This window comes from Neobacillus niacini, assembly GCF_031457145.1.
GTDB classification, from domain to species: domain Bacteria; phylum Bacillota; class Bacilli; order Bacillales; family Cytobacillaceae; genus Neobacillus; species Neobacillus niacini_J.
In genome coordinates this window covers 249,217-267,224 of record NZ_JAVDVZ010000002.1, presented here as the reverse complement: position 1 = coordinate 267,224, position 18,008 = coordinate 249,217, and the positions used below count along the sequence as shown (strand labels likewise).

General features: G+C 40.8%; 17 protein-coding genes. All 17 read left to right on the top strand.

The features are described from left to right. The first annotated feature begins 30 nt into the window (after window positions 1-30). The 17 genes from J2Y03_RS06090 to J2Y03_RS06010 all read left to right on the top strand — a co-directional run bounded on the left by J2Y03_RS06090 (window position 31) and on the right by J2Y03_RS06010 (window position 17,341). Complete coding sequence (locus J2Y03_RS06090) at window positions 31-510, top strand: flavin reductase family protein (protein ID WP_310191908.1); 480 nt, start codon at window positions 31-33, stop codon at window positions 508-510. Window positions 511-541: 31 nt separating this feature from the next. Then, on the top strand, window positions 542-1,318 hold the full coding sequence (locus tag J2Y03_RS06085) for a 2-keto-4-pentenoate hydratase (protein ID WP_310191906.1): 777 nt from the start codon (window positions 542-544) through the stop codon (window positions 1,316-1,318). A gap of 125 nt (window positions 1,319-1,443) precedes the next feature. Then, window positions 1,444-3,297, top strand: coding sequence for a V4R domain-containing protein (locus J2Y03_RS06080; protein ID WP_310191903.1), 1,854 nt, complete (start codon window positions 1,444-1,446; stop codon window positions 3,295-3,297). A gap of 194 nt (window positions 3,298-3,491) precedes the next feature. Next, on the top strand, window positions 3,492-4,331 hold the full coding sequence (locus tag J2Y03_RS06075) for an alpha/beta fold hydrolase (protein ID WP_132086216.1): 840 nt from the start codon (window positions 3,492-3,494) through the stop codon (window positions 4,329-4,331). Window positions 4,332-4,353: 22 nt separating this feature from the next. After that, a complete protein-coding gene (locus tag J2Y03_RS06070; protein WP_310191901.1) occupies window positions 4,354-5,307 on the top strand; it encodes a VOC family protein in 954 nt (317 codons plus the stop codon). A gap of 73 nt (window positions 5,308-5,380) precedes the next feature. Beyond that, a complete protein-coding gene (gene tcuA, locus J2Y03_RS06065; RefSeq protein WP_310191899.1) occupies window positions 5,381-6,880 on the top strand; it encodes an FAD-dependent tricarballylate dehydrogenase TcuA in 1,500 nt (499 codons plus the stop codon). 189 nt (window positions 6,881-7,069) lie between these two features. After that, a complete protein-coding gene (locus J2Y03_RS06060) occupies window positions 7,070-8,266 on the top strand; it encodes an acyl-CoA dehydrogenase family protein (RefSeq protein ID WP_310191896.1) in 1,197 nt (398 codons plus the stop codon). 50 nt (window positions 8,267-8,316) lie between these two features. Further along, window positions 8,317-9,153 carry an FAD synthetase family protein gene (locus J2Y03_RS06055; protein WP_310191894.1) on the top strand — a complete coding sequence of 279 codons (837 nt, stop codon included), beginning with the start codon at window positions 8,317-8,319 and terminating at the stop codon, window positions 9,151-9,153. Continuing rightward, complete coding sequence (locus J2Y03_RS06050; protein ID WP_132086226.1) at window positions 9,150-10,019, top strand: isocitrate lyase/PEP mutase family protein; 870 nt, start codon at window positions 9,150-9,152, stop codon at window positions 10,017-10,019. The genes J2Y03_RS06055 and J2Y03_RS06050 overlap by 4 nt, the downstream gene beginning before the upstream one ends. A gap of 24 nt (window positions 10,020-10,043) precedes the next feature. Beyond that, window positions 10,044-11,465, top strand: a complete 1,422-nt coding sequence (locus tag J2Y03_RS06045) for an FAD-binding protein (protein ID WP_310191892.1) — start codon at window positions 10,044-10,046, stop codon at window positions 11,463-11,465. A gap of 17 nt (window positions 11,466-11,482) precedes the next feature. Then, window positions 11,483-12,211 (top strand): SDR family NAD(P)-dependent oxidoreductase, encoded by a 729-nt coding sequence (locus tag J2Y03_RS06040; RefSeq protein ID WP_310191890.1) that lies wholly within the window; start codon window positions 11,483-11,485, stop codon window positions 12,209-12,211. A gap of 40 nt (window positions 12,212-12,251) precedes the next feature. Next, window positions 12,252-12,698, top strand: a complete 447-nt coding sequence (locus tag J2Y03_RS06035) for a GlcG/HbpS family heme-binding protein (RefSeq protein ID WP_132086232.1) — start codon at window positions 12,252-12,254, stop codon at window positions 12,696-12,698. 6 nt (window positions 12,699-12,704) lie between these two features. Beyond that, window positions 12,705-14,081 (top strand): FAD-dependent oxidoreductase, encoded by a 1,377-nt coding sequence (locus tag J2Y03_RS06030; protein WP_310191888.1) that lies wholly within the window; start codon window positions 12,705-12,707, stop codon window positions 14,079-14,081. Between the two features lie 36 nt (window positions 14,082-14,117). Next, on the top strand, window positions 14,118-14,969 hold the full coding sequence (locus J2Y03_RS06025; RefSeq protein WP_310191886.1) for an aspartate/glutamate racemase family protein: 852 nt from the start codon (window positions 14,118-14,120) through the stop codon (window positions 14,967-14,969). A 261-nt stretch (window positions 14,970-15,230) separates the two neighbouring features. Next, the gene (locus J2Y03_RS06020; RefSeq protein WP_310191883.1) at window positions 15,231-16,043 is read left to right on the top strand and encodes an electron transfer flavoprotein subunit beta/FixA family protein; all 813 of its coding nucleotides are present in this window, start codon (window positions 15,231-15,233) and stop codon (window positions 16,041-16,043) included. A 12-nt stretch (window positions 16,044-16,055) separates the two neighbouring features. After that, entirely contained in the window at window positions 16,056-17,036 is a 981-nt protein-coding gene (locus J2Y03_RS06015) for an electron transfer flavoprotein subunit alpha/FixB family protein (RefSeq protein ID WP_310191881.1), read from the top strand. A 32-nt stretch (window positions 17,037-17,068) separates the two neighbouring features. Further along, complete coding sequence (locus J2Y03_RS06010) at window positions 17,069-17,341, top strand: hypothetical protein (RefSeq protein WP_310191879.1); 273 nt, start codon at window positions 17,069-17,071, stop codon at window positions 17,339-17,341. Window positions 17,342-18,008 lie beyond the last annotated feature (667 nt).

Below are 18,008 nucleotides of genomic sequence, written 5' to 3'. Positions count from 1 at the left end.
TTAATTTTATAGAAGAGAGAGGTTAGTAAAATGGATGATCGTCAATTCCGAACTGCTATGGGGAAATTTGCTACAGGAGTAACCGTCATTGCTACAGATTTAGATGGAGATGTGCATGGGATGACAGCAAATGCTTTCATGTCCGTGTCACTTGATCCGAAACTGGTTGTAATCTCTATTGGTGAAAAAGCACGGATTCTTGAGAAAATTAAACAAAGCAAAACCTTTTCAGTAAATATATTAGCAGCAGACCAACAGGAACTTTCAATGATTTTTGCTGGACAGTTGAAGGAACACCGCGAAGTGGAGTTTGACCGTCTTGATGGGAAGCCCGTTCTAAAGGGAGCAGTTGCACAAATTGCTTGTGAGGTATCCGCTGAACATCTTGAAGGCGATCATACGCTATTCATTGGAAGAGTGACAGATATTCATTTAGAAGATGCTGAACCGCTTGTATTTTACAGTGGAAAGTACCGAGCTTTAGTAGAAGAAAAAGCTGTTACGGTATAATTAACACTTTTATGAAAAGGGGACAGCTGTAATGGATATTCAAAAAGCAGCAACTGCTTTAATGGAAGCCGAAAATGAGAAAAAACCGATTGCCCCATTCACATCATCAACAGAAGAAATCTCTGTTGATGATGCTTATAAAATCCAGCTTTACCAAATTCGCCATAAGGTAGAAAATGGTGCTGAAATCGTTGGGAAAAAGATTGGGCTTACGAGTAAAGCGATGCAGGAAATGTTAAATGTTACCGAACCAGATTATGGTCATATTCTAAATGACATGATTTATGGGGATGGAGAGTTGATTAGTCTCAATAAATTTATCCAGCCGAGGATTGAATTTGAAATAGCTTTTGTATTGAAAAAGGATTTAAAAGGTCCGGGTGTGACGATGAAAGATGTGATTGATGCAACGGATCATGTCGTCCCTGCTCTTGAAATTATTGACAGCCGGATCAAAGATTGGCAAATCAAGTTTGAAGATACAGTTGCAGACAATGGTTCCTCAGCTGGAGCAATTATTGGAAAAACAACGGCTAAACTAGATGATTTAGATTTGTCGGAGGTTGGAATGACTGTATATAGAAATGGTGAGTTTTTGGACTCAGCATTTGGTTCTGCAGTGATGGGACATCCTGCCGAAGCCGTTGCCTGGTTAGCCAATGCACTTGGCAGCTACGGTATTTCTCTTAATGCTGGTGAAGTAATTCTTTCAGGAGCACTTTCAAAAGCAATACCAATTGAAGATGGAGATACCTTCACAGCTGAATTTAAACATATTGGAGCAGTGACAGCTACCTTCAAGAAATAAAATCACGTTATAAAGATTAAGACTCCTTGTATGAAAAATGTAAGGAGTCTTTATTTTAAATTATAAACTAATCTATGAAATCAATCTTTTTAATACTTAATCTTTAATGGGAAAAAGGTGAGTTTATGAAGGGTAACTCAGGCAATCTACTGGAACCTAACTACATAGAAGATGGAAATAAAAAAATTCTAACCACTGCTGGTGCCTTTGGACTATTACGTAAGGGAATAATTGAGAACTTAGGGTCAAAGAGAGCCAAGGGGTTTTTGCTTCGTTATGGTTGGAGCTTGGGTGTCAGTGATGCTGAAGAAGCAATGGTAACGAGTACATCTATAGAATATCTTATTAAACAAGCCTCCGTTCTCCATTTAAGTACAGGGCATATTGGGGATGTCCAGTCTGAAAGATTTATTGAATTGATTGATTCGGAAAATATAAAAACAATCAGAGCAAAAGGAAAGTGGATCCATTCATTTGAAGCATATGAGCATCTTAAACATCATGGTAAATCAGATTCACCTGTATGTCATACTCTAATAGGGTATGCCAGTGGCTATATGTCTACGATTTGTAAAAAAAGTGTCATTGTCAAAGAAATTAGTTGTATCGCCAAAGGTGACCCTGAATGCTGTTTCGAAATGAAGCTCCAGGGGGATTGGGGAATGGAGATTCAGGAAGAGTTAAAATTCTATCATGAGATTAATATTATTGAAGAATTAGAGTATACTTACGAACAATTGTTAGAGCAGCGCAATTATATCGATAAGGTATCCAAATTTCATAAGAAATTAACGGAAAGTATTTCAAACGGCAGCAATTTACAGGATATTGCTGATACTACTTTTGGATTATTACGAATTCCCATATCAATTGAGGATTTAAGCTTTCAAAAAATTGTTTTCTCGGGAATGAACGAGGAAGAATATAGCAATCTGAGTAAAGAACTGAAAGAGAGTTTAATTCGGAAAAATAGGAAAAACAACATCCTGCCCCTTTTTAAGGAGACAACTAGATTAAAAACTGAAAATCAGGAACGGCTAGTAACTCCAATCATTGTACAAAAAAAGGTAATTGGATATTGTACATTTCTTTATCAAAAGGATACAGAGAAAAGCGCTGAGAATAATATTATGTTTATCGAACGGGTAGCTAATGCTGCTTCCTTATACCTTTTAAATGAAAAGACAAGTTTTGAAGCACTTGAAAAAATGAAGGGTTATTTTTTGGAACAAATTTTAAAGGGTCAATATACTTCCAGGGAAGAAATCATTAATCGCGGCCGATACATGGGGGTTGATCTTGAAACTCCATTTTATATTGCTGCAATTGACTATAAAGAGAATAACAAGACATCAAAAGATAACAAGGAACACTATGAACAAATTTTAGAATCAATTGCCAAATATTTAGATATTCAGGGGCATAAAGCCCTTATTGGTCAATATGAAGGTAAAATCATCATGTTAATCCCAGAGTCATCGAACATATTACCGAATATGGAAAGAATCTTAAAGCATATTGAAACGAATCATCCCTTCTACAAATATAAAATTGGAATTAGTGACAAATCTGAAGATATTGAACATGTTTTGGATAATTTGGATGAATCATTTATTACCCTGCGTATGTCCACTGAAAAGAAAATTATCCATTTTAAAGATTTAGGGATTGTGGGTATTTTGATTAATTCAAAAAATGTAAGCGGGATTAAGAAAATAGCTAAACAAGAATTAGGGCCAATCTATAAGTTAAGTGAAGTAAAGATGAAAGAGTTATTGAAGACACTTTATGTCTTTTTAGCGAATGGAGGTAAACTCCAGCAAACGATGGAGGATCTTTCTTTGTCGATGAGCGGTCTTATGTATAGGATTAATAAGATTGAAAAACTAATTAAAAAAGATTTGCGAGATTCATCACAAAGCTATCAGTTACTATTAATTTTAGATTCACTGTTAGCTTTGGGGGAACTAGAGATATAGATATCCAACAAAAAACTACTAAAAAATAACTAATAATCAAATACTTTTTATTCTAGAAATAAACGATTAAATTTTCTAAAATTTCAGTAATAGATAAACTTTACTATGATTAAACGTTTAATTAAAAAATGTAAGGGATTTCATTTATGGGGGATTTTTAAAAACAACTATATTGCTAGGAGGAGAATTGTAAATTGACAAACATTACTCAACAATCAATTAAAACGGCTAATTTTGAAACCTATTTAAATCGTACTGGTCAAGGGAATTCAGAGGTGATTTTATTTTTACATGGCTCTGGACCAGGTGTTACATCGTTTGCCAATTGGCGTTATGCCTTAAATGCCTGCAGTGAAACTTATGACTGTCTTGCACCAGATCTTTTAGGGTTTGGAAACAGCAGTCATCCAGAAACTTTGCCAAAGAATAGGCAGGGATGGATGACTCTATGGGTAAATCAACTCATGGAGCTACTAGATGAATTGGGTGTTCAAAAGGCCCATTTAGTGGGGAATTCATTGGGATGTTCCATTGCGCTTGAGCTGTTGTTAGAACATCCAGAGCGATTTGACCGAGTGGTTTTGATGGGACCAGGAGGAACACCAAATACCAAATTAAGCCCAGAGTTAGCTCGTGCTAAAGGATTTTATGACAATCCGTCACCAAAGAAATTGCGTCAAATTATGAGCTGGTTTGTATATGATGCGGAGGCAATGGCGCCAATAATCGATGCAATCACCGATTATCGATATGAAACAGCAATGAAACCAGATGTCCGAATATCTAATGATTCAATTTTCGCAACAGCTGCTGTACCTGTTCCTGTGACAGCACTAAGAAGAATTGAGCATCCTATTCTACTCGTGCATGGGCGGGATGATATGGTCTGCTCGGTGGAGTCCAGCTATTACTTACTCTCACATCTGCCAAATTCACAACTGCATGTATACGGTAAATGTGGTCACTGGACACAAATTGAAAAACAGGAAAGCTTTAATCAGCTCATTCAAAATTATTTTGCAGATATCATTTAATAAAAACAAGGAGGAATAGAAAATGACTTTACCTGAAATTGCAAAGTTAGGGCATGTCGCACTCGTTACACCAGATCTTGAAAAATCACTTTGGTTTTTCCGTGATGTAATCGGCTTAGAAGTAACGGAAGAAGTAAATGGTACTCATTATTTACGCGCTTGGGGTGATTTTGAACACCACTCTCTTTCATTAACAGCAGGGGATAGAGGATACGTTGATCATATTGGCTGGAGAACGAAGCGGCCGGAAGATGTTGAAGGTTTTGCTCAGCTACTTGAAAAAGCCGGAACAGAAGTAAAATGGATTGAAGCAGGAGAAGAGACTGGTCAAGGAAGAGCGATTCGTTTTAAACTGCCAAGTCAGCATTCCTTTGAAATCTATTATGATGTAGAAAAACCTAAAGCGGATGAAAAAAGACGTTCAGTATTGAAAAATCAAACATACAAGGCTTGGGCTCGCGGATGCTCGCCTAGAAGATTTGATCATGTAAATATTGCTACTTCAATGGATGTTCAAGAAATCCTTGATTACTTGGGTAACCAATTAGGCTTTAAGCTACGGGAATATGTGAGATATAACAATGAAACAACCTTAGCGGGCTGGATGAGTGTAACGCCTCTCGTTCACGACATAGCCGTTATCACAAGGCCGCAGGCAAAAACGCCAAACCAGCTTCACCACATTTCCTATTGGCTGGATAACGCACAGGATGTCTTACGGGCAGCAGACATTTTAAGCGAAGAAGGCATTAAGTTCATCGGACCTGGTAAACACGGAGTTTCTCAAGCTTTATATTTATATGTGATTGATCCAGGCAGCGGCTGCCGTGTTGAATTGTTTAGTAACTCCTATTTAATACTTGAACCTGATTGGGAGCCTGTCGAATGGACAGAGGAGGATCATTCCATAGCTAACACCTATTGGGGCGAGTCCGTTATGGACAAGGAAATGAACAAACCAACAATTGAGGCTTAAATTAGAAAGCTGACTCAAAAGTAATTGAGTCAGCTTTTTTAAAAGAGACTTTTGGAAAGAGAGGCAGATCGTTGTGAGTGATAACAGAATCTATGAAGCGGATATTGTTGTAGTTGGCGCAGGAAATGCTGCTATGTGCGCTGCGATATCAGCAAGAGAAAATGGGGCTAATGTTTTGGTACTTGAAAAAGCACCAGAGGCTGAAAAAGGAGGGAACAGTACCTATACTCATGGTTCCATCCGATTTGCCTATAATGGAGTCGAAGACTTAAAGGAGATTATGCCCGACCTTTCACAAGAGGATATTGAGGGGTCCGATTTTGGGGTCTATACCGAGGAAGATTTCTATGAAGATATGTGCCGTGTCACAGATTACCGGACTGACCCAGAATTAGCTTCGATTCTTACAGGAAAAAGTTTTGAAACGATAAAATGGCTCACCTCCCATAAGGTACGCTGGGTGCCTATTTATGGTCGTCAAGCCTTTAAGGTTGACGGTAAATTTAAGTTCTGGGGTGGAATGATTGTTGAATCCGTGGGCGGGGGACCTGGATTAGTAGAAGCCCTGCATAAAGAAGCATCTTCTTTAGGTGTTCAAACTCTATTCAATGCCATGGCGACTGAGCTGATCCATGATGACAATGGAGTGCATGGAGTGATATTTAAGCACAATGGCAAAACAACAAGGGTACATGCTAAAGCTGTGATCTTGGCCTCTGGAGGCTTTCACGCAAATCCTGAAATGCGGACGCGATACTTAGGACCAAAATGGGATTTGGCTCATGCTAGAGGGAGCCGTTTTAACACCGGAGAAGGTATTCAAATGGCATTAAACATTGGTGCTCTTGCCAGTGGTAACTGGTCGGGCTGTCATTCGGTCGGCGGGGACAGGTATCTCCCAGAATTTACGGAAGGATTTCAAAAGCTTAGTTATCCTTTTGGAATTATGGTAAACGCAGAAGGGAAGCGTTTTGTAGACGAGGGTGCTGATTTCCGTAATTACACCTATGCAAAATATGGCAGGGTAATTCTTGAACAGCCGGGGCAATTTGCATGGCAGATTTTCGATCAAAAAACAGCTCGACTATTACGAGAAGAATACAAGGGCAGGCAAGTGACAAAAGTAAAAGCCAATACACTAGTGGAATTAGCTGAAAAACTCGAGGGCGTTAATCCTGAAGGGTTCTTACAAACGGTCAAAGAGTACAATGCGTCTATTCGGACAGATATTCCGTTTAATCCAAATATTAAGGACGGCAGGTGTACAGAAGGATTAGCGGTACGTAAATCAAATTGGGCAAACACATTGGAGGACGGTCCTTTTGAAGCCTATGCCGTTACCTGCGGCATTACCTTTACTTTTGGCGGCTTAAAAATTAACCCAACGACAGAAGTTCAAGATGTATTATCCAACTCTATTCCAGGATTATATGCTGCAGGAGAAGTTGTAGGTGGTTTATTTTACTTTAACTACCCTGGCGGGGCAGGATTAACGGCTGGATCTGTTTTTGGAAAAATTGCAGGTGAAAAGGCAGCGCAATTTATCAAAACAAAGGAATTAATGAATTCGTAAAAAATCCTTACTATTTTCTAAGCTTGCGGACAAAACCTCTGACGTAAACTTCTAAAAACCAATAAAAGTTATCTAAAAATGTTTTAAAATTGAATGTTTTTTTCCCTATAAAAAAATTTTGTAATATTCTAAAATTTAAATAAGATCTTAAACAAATAAGCAAAATAAAGTTGAAAAGGGGATTTTATAATGAACAAAGTAGCCTATAGTGACGCTTACCTTGTAGATAAAGCCAAATCACTTGTCCCAAAGCTAAAGGAAAGAGCTAAAGAAACGGAAGAAATTCGCCGAATTCCTGAAGCAACCATAAATGAATTAAAAGAAGCTGGACTTTTCAAGTTACTTCGTCCACAAATTTATGGCGGCTACCAAACGAGTATGAGAACCTATTCGGATTGTATTGTTGAAATTTCGCGCGGCTGTGCTTCCACAGGCTGGATTCTCTCGCTATGTGCGATTCGGGAACTTATGGTAGCAGAATCATTTACGGAAAAAACTCATCAAGAAATCTTCGGAGAGAATGAAGATAATGTCCTTTTTGCGGGTGTATACGAACCTAGAAAATGTATTGCCCGAAAAGTGGAGGGTGGATATTTAATCGAAGAAGGTTTCTGGATGTTCTGCTCTGGTTCGCTCCATGCTACTTGGGGATACTTCGGAATGGCTATCCGGGACGATGAAGGCAACCTCGTAGATCAAGCATTAATGACGCTGCCATTTGAAGAAGTAGAAATTATGGATGACTGGCATGTCATGGGGTTGAAGGGTACAGGAAGTAATAGTGTTAAAATGACGAACGTATTTATTCCAGAACATCGAGTGGTTTCTTTTGCGGAAGTGTTAAATGGCCAATTTAAATCTGATCATTTACGTGATATCCCACTTTACAATACGGCACTATTTCCATCCTTAGCTTTGTCATTGGCATTACCAGGCTTAGGATTGGTCAAGGCAGCGTTAGAATTTTTCCAGCAAGTACTGCCTAATCGAAAAGCTGCTCATATCGGTGTAGAAAATTTAATTGATTCACCGACTCTCCATGCATTACTTTCGGATGCTGCTTTGAAAATTGATACCGCTTCCATGCATTATTACCGTGTGGCGGATGAACTAGATGCATGGGCTGCCAGCGGTAAATTCATGGATAAACCAGCACGAGTTAAGGCATTAGCGGATATCGGTTATGCTAATCAAGTAAGTAAGGAAGCACTCGATATTTTAATTCTAGCCAGCGGTTCTGGTTACGTATATGAAGGTCATCCGCTACAAAGAATTTTCCGTGACTTTTGGACGCTCTATTCACACAGAACGATTTCACCGTTAATCACCAAAGAAAATTATGGTCGCGTTTTATCCGGCTTAGAATCAAATGCACTAAGATATTAGGAAACTCCTAATCTATCAAAAAAATCTTAATCAAGAAGAAAGGAGACTGTATGGAAACAATCTATATAAACCATGATAATTTGGCAAATTGGCAGGGAAAAGCAAATGCATGTGTAATGGCCCTTGGTTTTTTTGACGGACTCCATTACGGACATCGAGAAGTAATTAAAACGGCTTTACGGATAGCGAAAGAAAAGGATGTGCAGCTTGCTGTTATGAGTTTCTTTCCACATCCAAAGTCTGTCCTATCTAATGGGGAGAAACAAATTGACTATTTAATCCCCCTTTCTGTTAAAGAGAAAATTCTTCGGGGGCTTGGTGTCGATACGTTTTATATTGTTGAATTCACTAGGAAATTTGCTGCTCTTTCACCTGAACAATATGTTAAAGATTATTTGGTCAATCTAGGAGTTATCCATGCAGTCGCTGGTTTTGATTTTACTTATGGTTCTAGGGGAATCGGAAATTTAGAGCGTTTGAAGAAAGATTCAAGGGGAATCATTGATGTGACAAAGGTGGAAAAAGTGGCATGCCGTGGCGAGAAAATCAGCTCTACCAGCATACGTGAAAGATTAGTTGCAGGCAATGTAGAGGAACTGCCAGATTTTCTTGGCTGCTGCTATGAAGTTGAAGGAATGTGGGATGGTCAAACCTTCAAGCTGAATCCATACTATACACTACCTGCCTCCGGAAAGTATGCGGTAACCATTAATATTGGAAATTTATCAAAACTTACAGAAGTGATTGTGGAAGAAAAATCTCTCAAACCTGTTTCAGAACTGCCGCTATATATGTTTGGGAGGCTATCGATTGTTTGGCATCAGCGTATCTCCGAGGAGGCTTCCTCTTCTCGTCCTATCTTAAAAGTTGGAGGATTAACTCTATGAATAAATGTAAAGATTTTCAAAAGCTGCTTCATGAACCAGGTTCCTTTATCCTTCCTGGTGCTTATGATGCAATGTCAGCAAAATTAATAGAAGAAACTGGCTTTCAGGCGATTTACGCAACAGGAGCGGGTATATCCAATGCACAGCTCGGCTGGGCTGACGTGGGACTCACTTCTCTAAAGGAAGTGGTTGATATTGTTGCAAGAATGGCCGACGTTACCAATATTCCGATAGTAGTAGATGGAGATACTGGGTTCGGAAATGCGATCAATGTCATTCGGACTGTAAAGGAGTTTGAACGCGCAGGTGTCGCTGCCATTCAAATGGAGGACCAAGTATCACCAAAGAAATGCGGCCACTTTAGTGGAAAAGAAGTCATTTCTAAGGAAGAAATGGTCGGAAAAATCAAGGCTGCCTTAGATACAAGAAAAGATGAAAATCTCGCGATTATGGCACGCACTGATGCTATTGCCGTTAATGGTGTTGAAGACGCTATAGACAGAGCTTTTGCCTATTACGAAGCGGGTGCTGATATTATTTTTGTAGAAGCACCAAATACCATTGAACAATTACGGCAAATTACAAGTTCACTAAAAGGAATCCCACAGGTTATTAACCTAGTAGAGGGCGGCAAAACTCCGCTAATTTCCTTAAAAGAAGCAGAAGAAATCGGTTTTAAAATCATGCTTTGTGCAAATACAGCACTTCGCTCCGCGATTAAAGGAATCACTGAATCCTTAAGAATTCTTAAAGAAGAAGGCTCACAGGAAAATCTATTACCTTTAATTTGTACCTGGGAAGAAAGACAATCTCTTTTCAAACTCAATCAAATCAAAGAGTGGGAAAAGAAGTATTTAAATAGTTAATTCATATAATAGGAGGACAAAAAAATGGAGAGAGAATTGGATTATGACATTGTAGTCATTGGCTGCGGTGTGGCAGGAACAGCAGCAGCTTTGTCCGCTGCGGAAAGTGCAAAGAAAGCAGGAGGAAATTTACGAATTGCCATCTTAGAACGCACGGATTACGATCATCGCGGCGGAAATTCCAGGTGGACAGCCTCTTATATGCGAATGAAGAATGTTGATGAAATCGCAGACAACTTTGTAGAAGATATGATGGCGTTCTCAGATGATTTCTCCGATAGGGAGTACATAGAAACTCTCGCAGAAAACGCTGGCAGTACGCTGCGCTGGGTCGAGGAAAAAGGGGTAGATTTCGATTACCTGCCAACGATGTTTTTAACTTCTTCAAAACCGCGGCTGCTTCCAGTTGGCGGTGGTCGTGCCATTATTGATACTTTATCTCGCCGGGCTGGCGGACTTGGTGTAGAGATTATATACGAAGCAACAGCATGGAAATTACTGCTTGATGATGAGGGCGCGGTGAATGGACTCATGATTCGGGTAAAGGGTGGAAATTCCCTTGAGCTTAAAGTGGGAGCAGTTGTACTTGCAGCTGGTGGATTCCAGGGAAATCAGGAAATGATGGCACAGTATGTTGGCAGGGATGCGCATAAAATTCGTACCGTTGCCGAAGGCGGCCTTTACAACAAAGGGGAAGGTATTCGAATGGCGATGGCAATAGGGGCAAAAGGAGCGGGTCAATTCGATGCCTTCCATGCAGAACCAGTTGACCCAAGAAGTAAGCGCGAAGAAGCAGCAGTTATGACCTACCCTTACGCGATTTTGGTTGATAAAAATGGCAACCGTTTTGTCGATGAAGGCATTTCCACTGTAGACGAGCAATATGAAGCGGTAGCCCGCAAAATCTTCTACGATCTCCCTGACCATATCGCCTATATGATCAGTGACCAAAAAATGTACGATATTCCGAATTATGAAAGAGCGATTGAAACGGATAAACCAGCGATTGAGGCAGATACACTAGAGGAATTAGCAGAGAAAATTGGGGTGCCTGCAGTTCAGTTGACAGCAACGGTAGAGGCCTTCAATGCAGCTGTACAACCAGGAGAATTCCACTGGGATAAGAAGGACGGAAAACAGGCAGTTGGAATTACTCCGCCAAAATCAAACTGGGCGATTACAATCGATAAGGGGCCATATATCGCCTACCCAATTGTCTGCTCCAATGTTTTTACCAATGGCGGCTTAGCATCTGATACCAATGGCAGAGTCTTATCACAGGATGATGATGTAATTCCTGGATTATATGTAGCGGGAGAAACAGCTGGCCTTTATTATGGAAAATATCCTGGCGGCACATCCGTGCTTCGAGGCCTGGTCTTTGGTAAGCGTGCAGGTGAGCATGCAGCGTCTTATGTTAGTAGTGATAAAAAACTTGGGGTGTAAAGAAGGGGTGATTATCCTTGGAATTAAAAAATAAAGTTGCATTTGTAACTGGCGGCGGCAGAGGGATTGGCCGGGAAACCTGCCTGCTTTTAGCAAAGCAGGGGGCAAAAGTAGCTGTTTTTTCTCGCAGTCTAACAGAAACTACGGAAGTTGCTGCTTATATTAGGGAAGAGCTTGGAGGCGAAGCTATCGCTCTTGCTGGTGATGTACGCTCTGAGGATGATGTGAACAAAGCTGTTCAGAAAACGGTAGAAAAACTCGGAAGTATTGATATTTTAATCAATAATGCCGGTGTCATGCTGCTAAAGCCATTCGATGAAACGACGGTTGAAGAGTGGGACTTTGTCCAAGAAATCAATACCCGCGGTGTATTTTTATGTGCGAAGGCAGTAGTACCGCAAATGAAAGAGAAAAGAAATGGTGTCATTATCAACGTTTCATCCATCTGGGGGACAAAAGGCGGTCCGGACAGAAGTGCCTATATTACCTCTAAATTTGCTGCAATTGGATTTACCAAAGCACTAGGTGAAGAGTTAAAACCATTTAATGTTAGGGTAAATGCGGTCTGCCCAGGCCCAGTTGACACAAAGATGATGGAAGATATTGCTCCGGATGCGAAGAAAGATAATTGGCTGCATCCAATTGACATGGCAAATGTAATTGTTGATTTGTGTCTTCCAAAAATGAAAGCCGTATCGGCAACTGTGATTGAAGCCTTCGGCAATGGTAGACCGGTAAATCTATAAAAATAATAAACTATTACGTTAATTGAAAAGGGGAAAGAAAATGGAAAACTTTATAACAGCAATCGAATCAAAAAATATTAGTCTAGCATTAGCAAATAAAATGCTAGAGGCAGCATTAGAAAAGGGAAAAGAGCTTGGCATTCCGTTTAGTATTGCAATTGTCGATAAACCTGGTAATTTAAAAGCTTTTTATGCAATGGATGGTGCACCAGTTTTAAGTTTAGAAATTGCCCAAAATAAAGCATTTTCTGCTGCAGCTTATAATCGGGCTACACATGAGTGGTACGACAGATTAAAGGATGATCCACCATTGCTCCATGGTATTGTCCACACACCAAGATTAGTTATTTTTGGGGGTGGATATCCAATTAAAATCAATAACGAACTGATTGGTGGAATTGGAGTAAGCGGCGGTCATTATTCACATGACATGCAGGTATGTGAAGCAGCGTTAGAAGTGTTAAAGGCCTTTGAATCTGAGGAGTGATAATAAATGAAAAGCTATGATTTGATCATTCTAGGCGGCGGTCTTGCGGGCATGAGTGCTGCCGTTGAGGCTGGGGAGCAGGGTTTGAACATCCTGCTCCTAGAAAAGCAGGATGAACTTGGCGGCAGTACAGTCCTCAGCTCAGGTTATATGGCATTTGCGGGAACAGATATGCAGGAAAAGGCGGGAATTATCGATTCTACTGAATCCCTATTGGCTGACATGACAGAGGTAGGCGGCAGGATAAATAATCAAACACTTATAGCTGAATATGGCAGACATCAGCTAGAAACATATCAATGGCTGGTTGACCACGATGTCGAGTTCAGATCATTGGAAGCGGTAAGCGGTCATAGTGTTCCCCGCGGGCATATTATTGATCCTCATCAGGCAATTCAGTCTTTATACAAGAGAGTGAAACAGCTTGCTAACGTGACGATTTATTTCAATGCTCCTGCAAAAAGACTGCTAAAGAATGCTGAAGGACGAATTAATACGGTTTTATATGAGGCGGATGGCGAAGTAAAAAAGGCAATTGCTTCGAAAGGAATATTAATTGCCTCTGGTGGTTTTGCCAAAAGCGAGGAGCTGCTGAGTCAGTTTGCCCCGCAATTAAAGGGTGCCTTAAGAATTGGCGGTGCCGGAAATCAAGGTGATGGCATTCGGATGGCTTGGGAGCATGGTGCATGGGTGAAGGACCTCCCTTATTTGAATGGAACATATGGATTTCATCCAAGTGCAGCCGGGAAATTAAAGTCGCAGGGATTGGCATTTTATAAAGGAGCTATTATGGTTAACCAGCTTGGAAAGCGGTTTGTGAATGAGTCTATTTCTTATAAACTATTAGGAAAAGCGGCATTCGATCAGCCTGAACAGATCAGCTATCAAGTATGGGATCAGACCGTAATGGATAAGGGTGTGTTAGATGATCCCCTTTATGATTTTGAATTGCTAAAGAAGCGCAGACTTCTGTACAAAGCTGACAATTTAGAAGAACTGGCAGATTGCATTGACGTACCTGTAGAAGTACTGGAAGAAACCATTTCTAGATATAATCAAGGCGTTCAAAATGGAGAAGATCCTGATTTTGGCAGAAAGACTTTGACACATAACTACGGAAAACCAACAGCTCTTGAAAAAGCACCTTTTTATGCTTTCGAATCGACAGTCGCAATGCTGGCAACCTATGCAGGTGTATCTGTAAATGCAAATGCACAGGTGGTGAATCCTTACGGTGAGCCTATTCCAGGTCTGTATGCAGCGGGGGAAGTAACTGGCGGATTCCACGGGGCTGGCTATATGACAGGAAGTTCGCTGGGGAAGGCAGCCGTATTTGGAAGGATTGCTGTCCAGGCTGCGGTTTCTGAGAACGCGGTAGTTTAGTACTTTATATAAATATTGAAAAAGGTGGTCTTTGAAATGAAAATCTGGCATCAGAGCCTAACAACCATTGACCGGGTGCCGCATTATCGGGATGCAATCATCAATCATGTGAGCAGGATTGCCCGACCGGGTGTAGAGGTTGTTTTACATGGTATGTCGGAAGAAACATACCCATCACATTACCCTGGGATATTTATAACCCATTCCTATTTACAAAATCTTCACCGGGAACAGTTTGTGCGAGCTGCCCTGACAGCTGAAAAGGCAGGATATGATGCGATGTTTATAGCGACTATTCCTGATGTAGGTCTTTTAGAAGCACGAACGTTGGTAGATATTCCTGTTGTTGGGTATGGTCAAGCCTCCTTCCATATGGCGTCCATGATTGGGGATCGTATCGGGGTAGTGAATTTCTTAGCGCCGCTTGCGGACCAGCTACGTCAAAATGCTGATAAGTACGGTTTAGGAGGAAAGCTTGGACCAATTGTTCAGACAGAAGCGGGCTTTGACGATATTATGGCCGGATTTAATGACCCTGAACCAATTATTGAATCCTTCAAAAAGGCAGCAGAGTTGGCGATTGCTGATGGAGCAGATGTCATCATCCCAGGAGAGGGCCCGATGAATGTCTTTTTAGCGACGCAGGGAATTTCTAGAATTGGGGATGTACCAGTGATTGACTCCTTTGCAGCTGGAATTAAGATGTGCGAGTCATTAGTAGATTTGCGCAAAAACTCCGGTGTCTACATGACACGACGCGGATTCTATAATGCAAAGCCGCCTGTTGAGGCGGTGGAAAGGCTGAGGGAAATGTACGGACTCATTCCTTCTCCAAATCCTAAAGACGATAATGGATTGTCTGTAACAGGGGTAGGCGTTAAGAACTGATAGTGCCCCTCACTGTTGGCGAAGGGGATCACGAGGGTCTTTAGTTACCTTCGTAGGGGGAAAAGCTTGTTAAAGGGAATCAAAGGAGGTCTTTAGTTACCTTCGCAGGGGAAAAAGCTCGCTGAAGGGAATCAAAGGAGTTCTTTGGTACCCTTCTCAGGGGAAAAGGCTTGCCGGAGGGAATCAAAGGAGTTCTTTGGTGCCTTTCATAAACCAAAAAGCTTGCTGAAAGGCATCAAAAGATATCTTCATTGTAATCAATTGAGAGGTGAAATAAATATGCACATCGTTGTCTGCCTTAAACAGGTTATAGACCCGGAAATTACACCAAGATATTTTAAAATTGATGCTGATACAAATCGTCCGGAGACAAGTGACACCGATTTGGTACTAGATTCGTTTGCCGAAAACGCACTTGAACTGGCAATTCAAATTAGAGATAAAATACCTGGAGCTACAGTAACCGCTCTGTGCCTTGGAGATGAGGAATCGGAGGATGTACTTCGAAGAGCGCTTGCTTTTACAGCCAATGCAGCTGTCAGAGTATGGGATTCGGAGTGGGAAAATTTAGACGGTCAAGCGGTTGGGCATATTCTTGCACAATCCATTAAAACCTTAGGCGGTGCTCAGCTTGTGCTGACAGGATACCAAGCCAGTGATATCGAAGAAGGTCTTGTTGGACCTGTTATGGCGGAAGAACTTGGAATTCCTTGCTTGACACTCGTTTCAGACCTTGAGGTGGAAGAGGATAATGTGAAAGCTACGATTGAAGTAGAAGGCGGATATGCTGTAGTAAGTGTCCCGTCTCCTTCGATTTTCACAATCATAAGCTCTGAGACAAATGTCCCAAGGCTGCCAAAGGTAAAGGATGTTAGACTTGCAAGAAGTAAACAGATTACACTTTTAGAATCAGAAGAACTTAATCTTGATAGTGAGCGCTGTCAACCGGGTGTCAAGCTGGAGCGGGCATACGTCGTGAATAGGGAAGTCGCTTGTGAGGTACTGCCTGGAAATGATGGTGGTGACTTCGCTGGTGAATTAGCGGAGAGGCTATTGGCTCTAAAGATTTTATAGGAGGAAGACAACATGTCAAGAATTCTTGTATTTACAAATCAACAGGAAGAAGGCTTGAGTACAGGTGCTAAGGAAGCGTTAGCATTTGGCAGCCGCTTGGCTAGTTCCACTGGTGGTGAAGTTCGTTCTGTCTCGCTAGGACCTTTAGCGGCGGATGGGGCTAAGGAATCGATCTCCCTTGGGGCAAGCATCGCTTATACGATTTCGAATCCTTTGCTCGCTGAATATGATGTAGAACTGTATGTAAACTGCATCGAAACTGTATTCCAACAGTCCGGAGCAGATATCCTTATTCTCTCTTTCGACAGGATTGGGAAAGACCTTGTTGGAAGACTAGCTACACGTATTGGTGCCTCTGCTATTACGGAAGTAGTTGACTACAATGCCGACAGTGAAAAATTAACTTGGATTCGTCCAATTTACGGAGATAAGGCGTTCGGGGAATATACAACAACCCGTTCTTTAGTAGTCGTTGGTATTCGTAAAAAGAGTCAGAATGTAGATATGCCGGATGAGACACGTATAGGCGAAATCATTGAAGTTAACTATTCTCCAACAGAAGACATGATTGTAACCAAGCTAGTCGTAAAAATTCAAGCTGCATTATCAGATATTCGGCTGGAGGATGCACGAATTGTCATTTCCGGTGGTCGAGGAGTCGGGGGTCCAGAGGGCTTTAATGAACTTCATGTCCTAGCATATCTCCTAGGGGGTACAGTCGGTGCCTCACGTGCTGCATGTGACGCCGGATGGGTTCCTTCAAACCTTCAGGTTGGGCAGACTGGTGCAATCGTTGCTCCGGATTTATATATTGCAGTTGGAATATCTGGAGCCAGTCAGCACCTTGCTGGAATCTCCAATGCAAAGACGGTGGTTGCTATCAACACAGACCCAGAAGCACCTATTTTCAAACGAGCCAATATTGGGGTCGTAGCCGACTACAAAACAGTTATCCAATCACTTACGGAAAAACTGAAAAAGGTACTTGTTTAAGAATTGAAAAGCGTCATTAAAAAAATCCTCGGTTGGGGATTTTCTTTTTTAAAGGAAGGTGCAGGGAATATGGTATTATTGATGTTCAAGCTGTTTCTGGAAAGACAGGAATCGCTGCCCCGAAAACAGTCACAGAGGTAATTGAAGGCGGGAACGATGCATTAGAAGCATTAATCAAAATAATAAAAAGTTCTCAAGAGAAAATGAATGAAGAAGATATCCGATTCGCACCAGCAATTCCTAATGCGGGGAAGGTGATATGTGTTGGAATGAATTACCGTAAACATGCAATCGAATCCGGTTGATAAAAGAAAACTAACCAAAAATGAAATGCTGCTGAAAGTGACCGAAGAAGCGATGGTGTCAACTATGGCAGTAAGACTTTTAGCGCCAATGAACTTATTGACCAATTCTTTAGTATGGTCGATAAATTCTTTTTTTATTTTTATGTTTGTTTTAGGGTTTTCCCATTTCTGTTACAAATATATTTTTAGAAATTTTATCTTAAAATATTCCTCGTTTTGTTTCATCAATAGTCATTTTTGAAAAAAATTTTGTTTTTTTAACTGATATGCTTTTATTTTCCATTAATACATTTTAAAAAATAACGAAATATAAGGAGGCAAAAACAATTCTTTTGCAAGGGGGTAATCAATTTTGATAAAAAAGCCACTAGGTTTACTATTAACAGGGGTTTTGACAATTGGTCTTGCTGCATGTAATAACAATGGGAATAATGCAGCCGATGGAGTCCGTACTGGCATGGTGAACCGTGACAACACGACTTTAAATGTTGGTAACAACAGAGATGATGGAATAGACCATAATGGACCACTAACCGAGGATTACACCAATAATGATAATAGTGATCGCGATTGGGATCGAAATCGAAACAATGTAACCAATGTGAATAACTATCGTAATACCAGTCGGTACAATAATCAAAGAAATGTAAATAACAACCGATTAAAT